14 protein-coding genes are annotated in these 13,425 nt (G+C 58.8%); 13 read left to right on the top strand and 1 reads right to left on the bottom strand.

What is annotated here, in order from left to right:
- Nucleotides 1-8 precede the first annotated feature (8 nt).
- From SERAS12_RS04190 to dkgB, 13 genes are all read left to right on the top strand, one after another.
- Nucleotides 9-593, top strand: a complete 585-nt coding sequence (locus tag SERAS12_RS04190) for a hypothetical protein (RefSeq protein WP_013811578.1) — start codon at nucleotides 9-11, stop codon at nucleotides 591-593.
- The gene (locus tag SERAS12_RS04195) at nucleotides 560-1,933 is read left to right on the top strand and encodes an AMP-binding protein (protein ID WP_041415900.1); all 1,374 of its coding nucleotides are present in this window, start codon (nucleotides 560-562) and stop codon (nucleotides 1,931-1,933) included. The genes SERAS12_RS04190 and SERAS12_RS04195 overlap by 34 nt, the downstream gene beginning before the upstream one ends.
- Complete coding sequence (locus tag SERAS12_RS04200; RefSeq protein ID WP_013811580.1) at nucleotides 1,930-2,274, top strand: hydroxymyristoyl-ACP dehydratase; 345 nt, start codon at nucleotides 1,930-1,932, stop codon at nucleotides 2,272-2,274. The genes SERAS12_RS04195 and SERAS12_RS04200 overlap by 4 nt, the downstream gene beginning before the upstream one ends.
- Nucleotides 2,265-3,962 (top strand): glycosyltransferase, encoded by a 1,698-nt coding sequence (locus SERAS12_RS04205; RefSeq protein ID WP_013811581.1) that lies wholly within the window; start codon nucleotides 2,265-2,267, stop codon nucleotides 3,960-3,962. Before SERAS12_RS04200 ends, SERAS12_RS04205 begins: the two co-directional genes overlap by 10 nt.
- Nucleotides 3,959-4,387 (top strand): thioesterase family protein, encoded by a 429-nt coding sequence (locus SERAS12_RS04210; RefSeq protein ID WP_013811582.1) that lies wholly within the window; start codon nucleotides 3,959-3,961, stop codon nucleotides 4,385-4,387. Before SERAS12_RS04205 ends, SERAS12_RS04210 begins: the two co-directional genes overlap by 4 nt.
- Nucleotides 4,384-4,989 (top strand): outer membrane lipoprotein carrier protein LolA, encoded by a 606-nt coding sequence (locus tag SERAS12_RS04215; RefSeq protein ID WP_013811583.1) that lies wholly within the window; start codon nucleotides 4,384-4,386, stop codon nucleotides 4,987-4,989. The genes SERAS12_RS04210 and SERAS12_RS04215 overlap by 4 nt, the downstream gene beginning before the upstream one ends.
- Nucleotides 4,964-7,285, top strand: coding sequence for an MMPL family transporter (locus tag SERAS12_RS04220; protein WP_013811584.1), 2,322 nt, complete (start codon nucleotides 4,964-4,966; stop codon nucleotides 7,283-7,285). Before SERAS12_RS04215 ends, SERAS12_RS04220 begins: the two co-directional genes overlap by 26 nt.
- Nucleotides 7,285-7,857, top strand: a complete 573-nt coding sequence (locus SERAS12_RS04225) for a DUF3261 domain-containing protein (RefSeq protein WP_013811585.1) — start codon at nucleotides 7,285-7,287, stop codon at nucleotides 7,855-7,857. The genes SERAS12_RS04220 and SERAS12_RS04225 overlap by 1 nt, the downstream gene beginning before the upstream one ends.
- Complete coding sequence (locus tag SERAS12_RS04230; protein ID WP_013811586.1) at nucleotides 7,857-9,026, top strand: beta-ketoacyl-[acyl-carrier-protein] synthase family protein; 1,170 nt, start codon at nucleotides 7,857-7,859, stop codon at nucleotides 9,024-9,026. The genes SERAS12_RS04225 and SERAS12_RS04230 overlap by 1 nt, the downstream gene beginning before the upstream one ends.
- Nucleotides 9,023-9,496 (top strand): hotdog family protein, encoded by a 474-nt coding sequence (locus SERAS12_RS04235; RefSeq protein ID WP_013811587.1) that lies wholly within the window; start codon nucleotides 9,023-9,025, stop codon nucleotides 9,494-9,496. The genes SERAS12_RS04230 and SERAS12_RS04235 overlap by 4 nt, the downstream gene beginning before the upstream one ends.
- Nucleotides 9,493-10,224, top strand: coding sequence for a 3-ketoacyl-ACP reductase FabG2 (locus SERAS12_RS04240; protein WP_041415902.1), 732 nt, complete (start codon nucleotides 9,493-9,495; stop codon nucleotides 10,222-10,224). Before SERAS12_RS04235 ends, SERAS12_RS04240 begins: the two co-directional genes overlap by 4 nt.
- Nucleotides 10,221-11,450 (top strand): beta-ketoacyl-ACP synthase, encoded by a 1,230-nt coding sequence (locus SERAS12_RS04245; RefSeq protein ID WP_013811589.1) that lies wholly within the window; start codon nucleotides 10,221-10,223, stop codon nucleotides 11,448-11,450. Before SERAS12_RS04240 ends, SERAS12_RS04245 begins: the two co-directional genes overlap by 4 nt.
- A 141-nt stretch (nucleotides 11,451-11,591) precedes the next feature.
- Complete coding sequence (gene dkgB, locus SERAS12_RS04250; protein WP_013811590.1) at nucleotides 11,592-12,395, top strand: 2,5-didehydrogluconate reductase DkgB; 804 nt, start codon at nucleotides 11,592-11,594, stop codon at nucleotides 12,393-12,395.
- Nucleotides 12,396-12,438: 43 nt separating this feature from the next.
- On the opposite strand, the gene yafC is transcribed toward dkgB, so the two are convergent.
- Nucleotides 12,439-13,326, bottom strand: a complete 888-nt coding sequence (gene yafC, locus SERAS12_RS04255; protein WP_013811591.1) for a DNA-binding transcriptional regulator YafC — start codon at nucleotides 13,324-13,326, stop codon at nucleotides 12,439-12,441.
- Nucleotides 13,327-13,425: the final 99 nt, after the last annotated feature.

A 13,425-nucleotide genomic window follows, 5' to 3' on the forward strand; every position in this document is an offset into this window, starting at 1 on the left:
GCGCTAAGATGAGAACCGCCTCATGGCTGAACCCTGTCTTGCGGTTGCTGCAGATCCTGACCTGGCTGCTGCTGTTGCTTTACCCACTGGCGGTGTGGGCTGGCCTGACGCGCTGGGGAACCACAATCCTGGCGCCCTTACTGGCGGCAGTGTTTGCGTTGCGGCTGTTGGTTTTGCGCGGCAACCTGCACCGGCACATGTGGCTGGGCAAGGCGTTAGCCGGGGTAGGTATCCTGCTGGCACTCGCCAGTTGGGGGCTGAAGCAGACCCACTGGTTGCTGTATTACCCGGTGTTGGTCAACGTTTTACTGCTTTTGCTGTTTGCCTACTCCCTGTTTTCGCCGCCCACGGTGGTTGAACGGCTGGCACGAATTACCGAACCGCAATTAGGCGCCACCGGCGTGGCTTATACCCGACGGGTGACTCAGGTCTGGTGCGGGTTCTTTATTGTTAATGGCGCAATAGCGCTGGCAACCTGCCTGTCAGACGATATAGCGCTCTGGACGCTGTATAACGGCGGCATCAGTTATCTGCTGATGGGGGCATTAATGGGTATTGAATGGATAGTCAGGAAAAGGATCAGGCGCGCCTGAGTTTACCGATGAGCCAGTGGCTCAGCGCGGAGCGGGATGATTCCCTGCTTATTGCCTGGCGTGGCCCGCAGGCACTGCGTCTTGGCCAATTCCGTCGCGATGTCGCCACCCTGGCCGCGAGGTTGGCAGGCAGGGAGGAACGCCGCTGGGCGCTGTGTTTTGATGATAGTTATCGTTTTGCCGTTGCCTGGCTGGCATCGCTTTATGCCGCCAGATTGCCGGTGATCTTCGGTCACCAGCGTGAAGCTATCCTCAAAGAGCAGCGGGCGGATTACGACGCTTTGCTGACCGATTTCCCTCTCAATCCCGGTACGCCGGTTCTGAGCGTGGCAGAGGGCTCTGTGGCGGATATCCCGCTGCCCACCTGGCCTCAGGATCCTCGATTTATTCTTTATACCTCAGGGTCGACCGGCCAGCCGCAAGCGGTAATCAAATCTGTCGCCTGCATGGATCGTGAGAGCGAGCTGTTGGCCGCCGAGTGGGGCGAAGTCTTTCAGGGCTGCTGCGTGGCGGCATCGGTGTCTCATCAGCATATGTACGGCCTGAGCTTCCGCCTGTTCCTGCCGCTGGCGCTTGGCCTGCCATTTGATGCGCAATTGACGCAATATCATGAGCAACTGATTGCCAGGCATCAGGAACGGCGTCTGATTTTTGTCAGCAGCCCGGCGTGGCTTAAACGTTTGGATAACCGGTTGGCGTTTTCAGCCTGTGCCCAGGTGTTTTCCGCCGGTGGCCCGCTAACCTTTGCCGAAGCGCAGCTTACCCGGCAAATGCTGAAGGTGCTGCCGCTGGAGATTTACGGCACCACCGAAACCGGCATGCTGGCCTGGCGCAGACAAACCGAGGAGGCAGAGCTTTGGCGGTTGTTTACGTCCATTGAGCTAAGGGTTAATTCGGATAAAAGCGTCAACGTAGCCTCGCCGCTGATACCTGATAGCGGTGAGGCGGCGCTGAGCGATATTATCCAGCTTGCAACGAATGGCCGGCTATTTCAGCTGAATGGCCGCGCCGATCGGATTATCAAGGTAGAAGAGAAACGTCTGTCGCTGACGGAAATTGAGCGACGCCTGAAAGCCTTGACGGAGATCGCCGATGCCGCGGTGCTGCCACTCCAGCAAAGAGGGCGTACCCTGTTGGCGGCGGCGATAGTGCTCTCCCCGCACGGTGAAACTCGCCGGCAAAGCATGTCCGAAGGGGCTTTCACCCGAGAACTCTGCCAGGCTCTGCGTAGCTGGCTGGAGCCGGTGGCATTGCCGCGCAGTTGGCGCTTTATTGATGTCATCCCGCTTAACCCGCAGGGCAAACGCGCCTATGCCGAACTACAGGAGCTGTTTTTATGATGCAACCTGAGGTCCTGCAACAGCAGGTGAGAGATGCGACCCACGCCAGCCTGTTATTGCGTCTGCCCGAGGGGCTGTTTTGGTTTCGCGGCCATTTTCCTGAGCAGCCGATCCTGCCCGGCGTGGCCCAAGTGAACTGGGCGATGCAGTATGCGCATCAGCTATTGGGCATCAAGGCGGCGTTCAAAGGTATCGACGTCGTCAAGTTTCAACAGCCCTTGTTACCGGAGCAGAGCGTATTGCTGCTGCTTGAATGGCAACCGGCGCGCCACAAGTTGTTGTTCAGCTATCGCCTCGGTGAGGCTACCGCCAGCAGCGGTAAGATTTCGCTATGTCAGTGACCGCGCCGTTCTCTCCTTGCATTGTTATCCCTTGTTTCAATCATGGGCAGATGATGGCTGACGTGCTTGCCTCGCTGACCGGTTATGACCTGCCGTGCCTGGTGGTGGATGATGGCAGCGCTGCCGCTACCGCCGACGAATTGCAACGGCTGGCGGCTGAGTTACCTTGGGTTCAACTGCTGCGGCTGGAGCAAAATCAGGGCAAAGGCGCGGCGGTGATCGCTGGGCTGCAATGGGCGCACAACCAGGGCTACAGTCACGCTCTGCAGGTGGATGCCGACGGCCAGCATCAATTGAGCGATATCCCGGACATGATAGCCGAAGCGCGCGCTCACCCCGATTGTTTGATTTCCGGTCAACCGGTCTACGACAGCTCGGTGCCGAAGGCGCGGCTGTATGGCCGCTATGTCACTCACGTATGGGTGTGGATAGAAACCCTGTCGCTGTCGCTGAAAGACAGCATGTGCGGTTTTCGCGTCTACCCGGTGGAACCGACGTTGGCGCTGGCGGCGAGTCACCCGCTCGGCAAGCGCATGGATTTCGATACCGAGGTGATGGTCAGGCTGTACTGGCAAGGTGTGCCAAGCCGCTTTCTGCCGACGCGCGTCACCTATCCGGTCGATGGCGTTTCCCATTTTGACGCACTGCGCGACAACCTGCGTATTTCCTGGATGCACACCCGTTTGTTTTTCGGCATGTTGCCGCGTATTCCACGTCTGCTGTGCCGCAAGCCGGCTAATTCATTGCACTGGTCGGCAACCGAAGAACGCCATGGCCTGTGGGGTATCCGGCTCATGCTGCAGGTTTACCGGCTATTTGGCCGCCGGGCATTTCAGCTGCTGCTGTACCCGGTGATTGGCTATTTCTGGCTGACCGGTCGTGCTCAGCGCAAGGCATCACGCGACTATCTGCAACGCTTGCAAGAGTTTGCACAGGGCAGGCAACAAGCCTTGCCCGCACCGCTCAACAGTTTTCGTCACTTTATGCGCTTCGGCGATGCGATGCTCGATAAGCTGTCAAGCTGGCGTGGGGAACTGCATGACATTCGTTTGGTGGATCGCGCCAGCTGCGAACGGCAGATCGCTTCCGGCAAAGGCACGCTGATCCTGGCTTCACACCTGGGGGATATTGAGTCGTGTCGCGCGCTGGGTGAGCTGGATTCGAACGTTAAGGTCAATGCTTTGGTGTTTACCGAACATGCCGAGCGCTTCAACCAGGTGATGAAAGAGGTGAATCCGCGCGCCAATCTGAATCTGATTCAGGTTACTTCGCTGGGCCCGGAAACGGCCATGCGTCTGCAAGACAAGCTCAACGCCGGTGAATGGGTGGCGATTGTCGGCGATCGTACCTCCGCCGGAAAGCATCAGCGTGGCGAACGGCCGCGCGTGGTGTGGAGCCATTTCCTCGGCAAGCCGGCGCCTTTTCCGCAGGGGCCGTTCGTCCTGGCCGCCGCGCTGCGTTGCCCGGTATTTCTGATGTTCGGCCTCAAGCAACAGGGGCGGCTGAACGTGTATTTCGAACCCTTTGCCGATCCGCTGCTATTACCCCGTGCTCAGCGCCGCCAGGCATTGCAGCAGGCGGTAGATAATTATGCCGCGCGGCTCGAGCACTATTGCCTGTTGGCACCGCTCGACTGGTTCAATTTTTTCGATTTCTGGCAGTTGGCGGCACAGGAGCCTGAGACATGAAGCTAACAGAAGATCCGCGTTTTTCCACCCGGATTGAGATGACTATCCCGTTCCATGATACCGACGCCATGGGCGTGGTGTGGCACGGCAACTACTTTCGCTATTTTGAGATCGCGCGCGAAGCCTTGCTGAAGCAGTTCAATTACGGTTATCGCCAGATGCAGGCTTCGGGTTATGTTTGGCCGATCGTGGATACGCGGGTGAAATACATTGCGCCGGTGCTGTTTGAGCAACGGATCATCGTCTGCGCTGAACTGGAAGAGTATGAGAATCGCCTGCGCATTGGTTACCGCATCCTCGATGCGCAAAGCGGCAAAACCACCACCCGTGGGCACAGTATCCAGGTGGCGGTGGATGCCGAAAGCAAAGAGATGTGCTTTGTTTCGCCACAAATACTGTTGGATAACATCGGGGGCGAGCAATGAAAAGCGGGTTATTGATGGTCGTCGCCCTGTTCAGCCTGAGCGCCCAGGCGGTCACGTTGACGGAGTTGCAGCAGCGCTTTAGCCAACAGCCGGTGTTGCGTGCCGAGTTCGAGCAACAGCGCAGCATCAGCGGTATGGCGAAACCGCTGAAATCGCGCGGCGAACTGCTGATTTCCCAGCAAAAAGGGCTGTGGTGGTCACAGCAGAAACCTTTCCCGCTGACCTTGTTGCTGGACGATAAACGTATGGTGCAAACCCTGGCCGGCCAGCCCCCGCAGGTGGTGACGGCGGATAACAACCCGCAGATGTTCCAGTTTAATCACCTGCTGACCGCGTTGTTCCACGCCGACAGCCAGGCGCTGGAGCAAAACTTTGCCTTGCAGTTCAGCGATCTGGGGCACAACAAATGGCGGTTGGTGCTGACGCCAAAAACCACGCCGCTCGATCGCTTGTTCAAACGCATTACGCTCAACGGGGAGCAATTCCTGGAAACCATTGATATCGACGATATGCAAAACGATGCCACGCACATTCGCTTCTTTAATCAACGTACGGTGCCGCAGGAACTGACCGTTGATGAGCAACAGCGTTTTGCGTCCTGAACAGCATCGGCGGCTGGCCTTTGGCTGGTTGGCGATTTGCCTGATATTGCTCGCTGCGCTGTGCTGGCTGCTGCCTCGCAGCCAGATCAACAGCAGTGTGCTGGCGTTATTGCCGAAGCAGCAACTGGTGGGCGTGCCCGATGAACTGGCCGACGGCTTCAGCCGCAGGCTCGATCGCCAATTGATGTGGCTGGTGAGCCCACCGCCAGGTGCGGACAGCGCGGCAGTGAGCTGGTGGTGGCAGCAATTGCGGCAGATGCCGCAATTGCAGCAGGTTGGCGGCCCGATGGACGCGCAACGCCAGCAGCAGTGGGGACGATTTTTTTATCAGCACCGCAACGTGTTGCTGGACGATGCCACCCGGCAACGGCTGATGCAGGGGCCGGATGTGCAAAGCCAGTGGATCCTCGGCCAGCTTTACTCGGCCTTCGCCGGTGTCAGCGGCAAGGAACTGGCTAACGATCCGCTGATGTTGGTGCGCGGTTCGCAGTTGGCGCAGCAGCGCAACGGCGGTTCACTGAGCTTAGCAAACGGCTGGCTGGTGGCGCGTGACCCGCAGGGGCGCAGTTGGTATCTGCTGCACGCCGAGCTTGGCGCTTCCTCTTATGACATCGGCAGCGCACGAAGCACGGTAGATAAACTGACGGCGTTGCAACAGCAACTGCAACAACGTTGGCCGGGCGCCGAGGTGTTGAACCGCGGCACGCTCTATTACAGCAACTACGCCAGCCAGCAGGCTGAACGGGATATATCGACCATTGGTCTGGCCTCGGTGGCGGGAGTCTTCCTTCTGGTGCTGTTCATGTTCCGCTCAGTATTACCGCTGTTGCTGTGTGCGCTGTCGGTGGGGATCGGCGCATTGGCGGGTACCGTCGCCACGCTGCTGGCGTTTGGTGAAATTCATTTGATGACGCTGGTGCTGAGCATCAGCATCGTCGGCATTTCGGCAGATTACGCGCTCTATTTTCTGACCGAACGCAGGGTGCATGGGCAGCAATCGACGCCGTTGGCCAGTTTGCAAAAACTGCTGCCGGCACTGTCGATGGCGCTGCTGACTACCGTGGTCGCCTATCTGGCGCTGTTGATTGCGCCGTTCCCGGGCCTGCAGCAGTTGGCGGTGTTTGCCGCCGCAGGCCTGAGCGCCGCCTGCATTACCGTGATCTGCTGGTATCCGCAGCTGTCGCGTCGGCTGCCGGTGCGTCCGGCGCCGGGGCTGGCGTTTATCCTTCGTTGGCTGCACGCCTGGCGCCACCGGCCACTGCTGCGCTATGGGCTGCCCGGCACAGCAGTGCTGGTCATTATTGCCGGTTTCAGCCAACTGAAAGTGGATGACGATATCGGCCAACTGCAGGCGTTGCCGGTGGCGTTGCAGCAGCAAGAACAGCGTATCGCCGCGTTGACCGGCCAGCATAACGATCAGAAATGGTTGGTGGTGTACGGTGCCGATGGCGAACAACTGCTGCAGCGGCTGGAGTTGTTGCAACCCAAGCTGGCGCAGGCCAAACGGCAAGGCGTGCTGGCGGATTATCGCCTGCTGCCGCTGCCTTCGCATCAGCGTCAGCAGGAAAACGTCACCCTGTTGCAACGCGTAGCGCCACAGGTGATGGCGCAGTTGCAGCAGGCGGAACTGACGCTGAATGCGCCTGACTTGACCGCTGACTGGGTGACGCCGCAACAGTGGCTGGGCAGCGTGGTCAGCGAGGGGTGGCGTCTGCTTTGGCTGACGTTGCCTGACGGCCGCAGTGCGGCGCTGGTGCCGGTCAACGGCGTGCAAAACAGCGCGGCGATGCAGGCGTTGGCTGGGCAGGTGCCGGGCACCGGTTGGATTGACCGGAAAACCGAATTCAGCGAACTGTTCGGCCAGTACCGGCTGTATCTTTCGTCTCTGCTGGCGCTGTCGGTGGCGGCGATCGCACTGATCTACCTGTGGCGTTTTGGGTTGGGGCACGGCCTGCGCTGTATGGTGCCGACGCTGTTGTCGCTGGGCTGCGGTATTGCGGTGCTGGCGCTGAGCGGCCATTCGCTGAATCTGTTTTCGCTGTTGGCGCTGATATTGGTATTGGGGATTGGTATTAACTATACGCTGTTCTTCACCAATCCCCGGGGCACGCCGACCACCTCGATGTTCGCCATCTTTATGGCGGTCTTCACCACCCAACTGACCTTTGGCATGCTGGTACTGAGCCATACTCAGGCCATCAGCAGTTTTGGCATTGTACTAAGCAGCGGCATCGCCGTGGCATTTCTGTTGGCACCGCTGACGTTAGCAACGAAAAGAAAAAGAGGAAAAGCCTGATGCGCGGCTTACGAATGATGCTGTTAATGCTGGCAACCCTGCTGGCCGGCTGTGCCGGTTCGCAGGATCCCGCCTTGCCGCAGGCGTGGCTGAAACCCGGGACGCGGGTGACATTGCCGTCGCCGGTGTTGGAGCAACCGATCAGCCAGCAGCAGTTATTGACCGCCGAAGTGAAGGGACAGCGGCATTCGATGCTGGTGCTGCTCAATGCCGACGGCCGGCGCCTGCAACTGGTGGGGATGTCGCCGCTGGGCATCCGCTTGTTCAACCTGACCTATGATCGTCAGGGGATCCACACCGAGCAGTTGATCAAAGTGGGTGAACTGCCGCCCGCCAATCAGGTGCTGGCTGATATCATGCTGAGCTATTGGCCAGCGGCCGACTGGCAGCCCTTGCTGCCTGCAGGATGGCGGTTGGAGGATCGGCCGGAGGTGCGCCGTCTGTATGACGATCGCGGCGCGACGATCGGTGAAATTCGTTATCAGCAAGCCAATGGCCAACGCAATCCGCTGTCGATAACCCAATCCGCTTTCCATTACCGCATCACCATTCAGAATCTGGGGAGCGAATAATGATCTATTTCACTGCCGTAGGGATGGTGAGCGCGCTGGGCGACAGCCTGCCGCAGATCGCGGAAAATTTGGCTCGCGGCGTATCGCCTGGCATGCAGAGACAGACGCAGTGGCTGCTCGGCGGCGTGCCATCCTGGTTCGGTAACGTACAGGGCGAGCTGCCCGCCGTTCCTGAGGCGCTCAAACGCCATAACTCTCGCAACAACCGCCTGCTGTTGGCCGCATTGGCGCAAATCGAGGTACCGGTGCGCGAGGCCATCGCCCGCTACGGTGCCGATCGCGTTGCGGTGATCATGGGCACCAGCACCTCCGGCATTCGTGAAGGTGAACTGGCGCTGCAACAGCATCAGGCAGGGCAGTGGCCTCAGCGCTATGATTATCAGCAGCAGGAGTTGGGCGACCCAGGCCAGTTCCTCAGCGCTTTTCTTGCTACCCGTGGCCCGGCCTATACCCTGTCTACCGCCTGTTCCTCCAGTGCGCGCGCCATCATCAGCGGTAAACGCCTGATTGATGCCGGGCTGGTGGACGCGGCGATTGTGGGCGGTGCCGATAGCCTGTGCCAGATGCCGATCAACGGCTTTAACAGCCTGGAGTCGCTGTCGGCGGAGCGTTGCACGCCATTCTCCGCCGGGCGCAGTGGCATCAATATTGGCGAGGCCGCAGCGCTGATGCTGCTGACGCGTGAGCCGGCAACAGTCGCGTTGCTGGGTGTCGGAGAGTCTTCCGATGCCTGGCATATGTCGGCACCGCATCCGGAAGGCGCCGGTGCAGAACGGGCTATCAACATGGCGCTGCGACAGGCGGGTTTGAGCGTCGAACAGATCGGTTATATCAATTTGCACGGCACCGCGACACGGCTTAACGATCTGGTAGAAGCTCAGGTGGTGAATCGCCTGTTTGGCGCGCAGACGCCGTGCAGCTCCACCAAGCACCTCACCGGCCACACGCTCGGTGCCGCCGGTGCGGTAGAAGCGGCGCTGAGTTGGTTGTTATTGACCCAGCCATTGCCATTGCCACAGCAGGATTTCAGCGTTGCGCCCTGCGATGGCGAGCTGGCACCGATAGGTCTGGTTTACCGGCCGCAACCGTTGCGCCAGCGCGCTATCTTGTCTAATTCGTTTGCGTTCGGCGGCAATAATGCCTGCCTGTTGCTGGGGGATGCGCCATGAGTCGTTATCACACTGCGGAATACTATTTGCCCCACGCATCGCCGATGGTGCTGCTGGAAAGGGTGCTTGAGGTGGGTGAGGAGCACGCGCAGTGCGCGGTGACAGTCAGCCCTGACGGCGTATTGGCCCCCTTTCTTGACGCACAGGGCGCGCTGCCTGGTTGGTACGGCATTGAGCTGATGGCGCAGGCCATCGGCGTCTGGAGCGGTTGGCATGGCAGGCAACATGCCCAATCGCCGCAGCTTGGCATGCTGCTCGGCGGGCGCGCTATTCACTGCGAACTGCCGGTATTTCCTGCCGGCAGCGAACTGCGGGTTAGCGTGCAGCAACTGCTGAAAGACGAAAAGCTGGCCAGTTTCGAATGTGAAATCAGTATCGATAATGTGCGGGTCGCACAGGGCAGGCTGAATACCTATCAGCCTGATCAACAAGAAATAATCCAATTGACTACTTTAAGGGGAAACGCATGATGCGTTCCGTTTTAGTCACCGGCGCCAGTAAAGGGATCGGTCAGGCTATTGCCTGCCGCCTGGCTGCGGATGGCTTTTTGATCGTCGTTCACTATCACCGCGATAAAACCGGGGCAGAGTACACGCTGCAGCAAATTGCCACCGCCGGCGGGCAAGGGCGTTTGATTCAGTTTGATATCAGCAACCGCACCCAGTGCCGCGAGCAGCTTGAGCAAGATATTGAGGTTCACGGCGCCTATTACGGCGTGGTGAACAATGCGGGCATTACCCGCGATGGCGCTTTCCCGGCACTGAGCGAAGAGGACTGGGACGGGGTGATCCACACTAACCTCGACAGTTTCTACAATGTGCTTCACCCCTGCGTCATGCCGATGATTGGCCTGCGCAAAGGCGGGCGAATCATTGCGCTGTCGTCGGTTTCCGGCGTAATGGGTAACCGTGGACAGGTCAACTACAGCGCGGCCAAGGCCGGCGTAATCGGTGCCTGCAAGGCGCTGGCTGTCGAGTTGGCGAAACGCAAAATTACCGTTAACTGCATCGCCCCGGGCCTGATTGACACCGGCATGATTGACATGGAGCCGGCGGCGCTGATTGAAGCGATGCGCACGATCCCGCTCAAACGCATGGGCTCGGCGGAAGAGGTGGCCGGGCTGGCCAGCTATTTGATGTCAGATATTGCCGGCTATGTAACGCGGCAGGTCATTTCCATTAACGGAGGAATGGTATGACGCAGCGAGTGGTTGTGACCGGCATGGCGGGTGTTACCGCCTTCGGTAATAACTGGGCGGACGTGTCCGGCCGGCTGAAGCAGGGGAAGAATGCGGTGCGTTATATGGCGCCATGGGAAGAATATCAGGGGTTGAACACCCTCCTTGGCGCACCGATCGATGATTTCGTGCTGCCGGAGCATTATACGCGCAAGCGCATCCGCTCGATGGGGCGTGTTTCACTGCTGGCGACCCGTGCGACCGAACTGGCGCTTGAGCAGGCCGGGTTGCTGGATGAGGCGGTGTTGACCAACGGCGAGACCGGCATCGCCTACGGCTCCTCTACCGGCAGCACCAAACCGGTCAGTGAGTTCGCCACCATGCTGACGGAAAAACACACCAACAATATCACCGGCACCACCTATGTGCAGATGATGCCGCATACCGCAGCGGTGAATACCGGCCTGTTTTTCGGCCTGCGGGGGCGGGTAATCCCGACTTCCAGCGCCTGTACTTCAGGCAGCCAGGCGATTGGCTACGCTTACGAGAGCATTCGCCACGGTTATCAGACGGTGATGGTGGCGGGTGGAGCCGAGGAACTGTGTCCTTCGGAAGCGGCGGTGTTCGATACGTTGTTTGCGACCAGCCAGCAAAACGATCGCCCGGATCTGTCGCCACGCCCGTTTGATCGTCAGCGCGACGGCCTGGTGATTGGCGAGGGGGCGGGAACCTTGATCCTTGAGTCGCTGGAGCATGCGCAGGCGCGCGGTGCCACAATTTACGGCGAGATTATCAGTTTTGCGACCAACTGCGATGCGGCGCATATTACCCAACCGCAGCGGGAAACCATGCAGATTTGCATGCAGCAGGCGCTGAAGGCCTCTGGGCTGGCGACCGGCGATATCGGCTACATCAGCGCTCACGGTACGGCGACCGATCGCGGCGATATAGCGGAAAGCCAGGCAACGGCGGCGATTTTCGGCAACCGCACGCCAATCTCCTCGCTGAAAAGCTATTTTGGCCATACGTTGGGTGCCTGCGGCGCGCTTGAAGCCTGGATGACGCTGGAGATGATGCGTGAAAGCCGCTTTGCGCCGACCATCAACCTCAGTGAACCGGACAGTGCCTGCGGCGATCTGGATTACATCATGGGCGAATATCGGCAAATTGATACCGAGTTTGTGCAATCGAACAACTTCGCGTTCGGTGGTATTAACACCTCGTTGATCCTGCGCCGCTGGGCGTAATTCCTTCAAACCGGGGCGCTCGCTCCGGTTATTGTTGCCATTTAATCAAAAGTCTTATGCGCAATAGGGCGTTTTTGATCAACAAAACAGTTGCCATAATCCTCCCATATCGCATCAACATCCTAATGAGAGAATAACATTATGAGCATCCCTGCATTTGGTTTAGGCACTTTCCGTCTTCAGGATCAGGTCGTGATCGACTCGGTCAGCACTGCGCTGGAGTTGGGGTATCGCGCGATTGATACTGCGCAGATCTACGAAAACGAAGCGGCGGTAGGCCAGGCAATTGCCGCCAGCGGCATACCGCGTGACGAGTTGTTCATCACCACCAAGATTTGGATCGCCAATCTGGCGAAGGGCAAGTTGATCCCGAGCCTGCAAGAGAGCCTGAGCAAGCTGCAAACGGCCTACGTTGATTTGACGCTGATCCACTGGCCATCACCCAATGGCGAAGTCCCCGTTGCCGAGTTTATGGCTGAGCTGCTGGAAGCCAAAAAACTGGGGCTGACGCGCCAAATCGGGGTGTCCAACTTCACCCTGGACCTGATGCAGCAGGCGATCGATGCCGTGGGCGCAGAGCAAATCGCGACTAACCAAATTGAGCTGTCCCCGTATCTGCAGAACCGTCAGGTGGTTGAATTTGCTCAGCAGCACGGCATTGCCATCACCTCCTACATGACGCTGGCCTATGGCAAAGCGCTGCAGGATGAAACCATCAAGGCTATCGCGGCACGGCGCAACGCGACCCCCGCTCAGGTTATCCTGGCCTGGGCGCTGCAACTGGGTTACGCGGTGATCCCTTCTTCCACCCGGCGTGAAAACCTGGCGAGCAACCTGCTGGCGCAGCAGTTGACGCTGACTGCGGAAGAAATGGCGGAGATGGCTACGCTGGAAAGCAATGGCCGTTTGGTTAGTCCGGAAGGCCTGGCGCCGAACTGGGATTAATGTTCCGGAACATGTGCATCAGGGCGCCCAAGGGGCGCCTTTTTTATTGCGCCAGGCGTTCGCTGACAAAGTCGATAAAGCTGCGCAGGCGGTTGCTGACCGCACTGTCGCTGTAATACACCGCATTGATCGGCATCGCTACCGGCAGGGTCTCTTTCACCAAAATCGGCATCAGATTGCCGCGTTCGATATCCGCATCGATCATAAAATCCGACAGGCAGGCAATACCGTTACCGTGCAGGCACAGATGACGCTGGGTTTCACCGCTGTTGGTGGTCAGCCCCGGCGTGATTTCCAGTTGACGGCCGTCGGCACAGGCCAGCGGCCAGCGGTTCAAGCTGGGCAGATCGTTAAAACCGATACAGCAATGCCGTTCCAGCGCCTCTACCGTCTGCGGCGTGCCGTACTGCGCCAGATAAGCGGGGGAGGCCAGCACGCGCCGATAGCTGGTCATCAGCTTACGCGCCTTCAGGGTGGAGTCGCTCAGTTCACCCACGCGGATGGCGATATCCACCTTACGTTCAATCAGGTTGATAAAGTTCTCTGACGACACCAGCGACAGCGACATCTCCGGGTAACGAGCCCTGAACTCCGCCACCAGCGGCGTCAATACGTGCAGTACCACCGGCGTAGCGGCATCGATACGCAGCAGCCCCTGCGGGCGCTGGCGGCTTTCGAACAGCGTATTTTCTGCCGCCGCCATATCGCTCAGTACCTTCTGCACCTGGCGGAAATAGTTTTCCCCTTCCTGCGTCAGGCTGATTTGCCGCGTAGTGCGATTTAGCAGCGTCACACCCAGCTTGGCTTCCAGTTTCTTGACTGTGCGGCTAACCACCGAGTTGGCCTGTTCCAGCCGCTCAGCCGCCCGGCTGAAACTGCCGCTTTCCACCACGGTGACAAAAGTGATCAACTCATCAGAATTGGCCTTCATTGTTGCTCCATTAGCAAAATTAATTTGAAACTTTGAGCATTTTTATCATTTAAGCATGAGCAGATAATAGCCGTCATCAACCTGAACGCTATTTGGAGT

The sequence above is a fragment of the Serratia sp. AS12 genome (assembly GCF_000214195.1).
Taxonomy (GTDB): Bacteria; Pseudomonadota; Gammaproteobacteria; order Enterobacterales; family Enterobacteriaceae; genus Serratia; species Serratia plymuthica.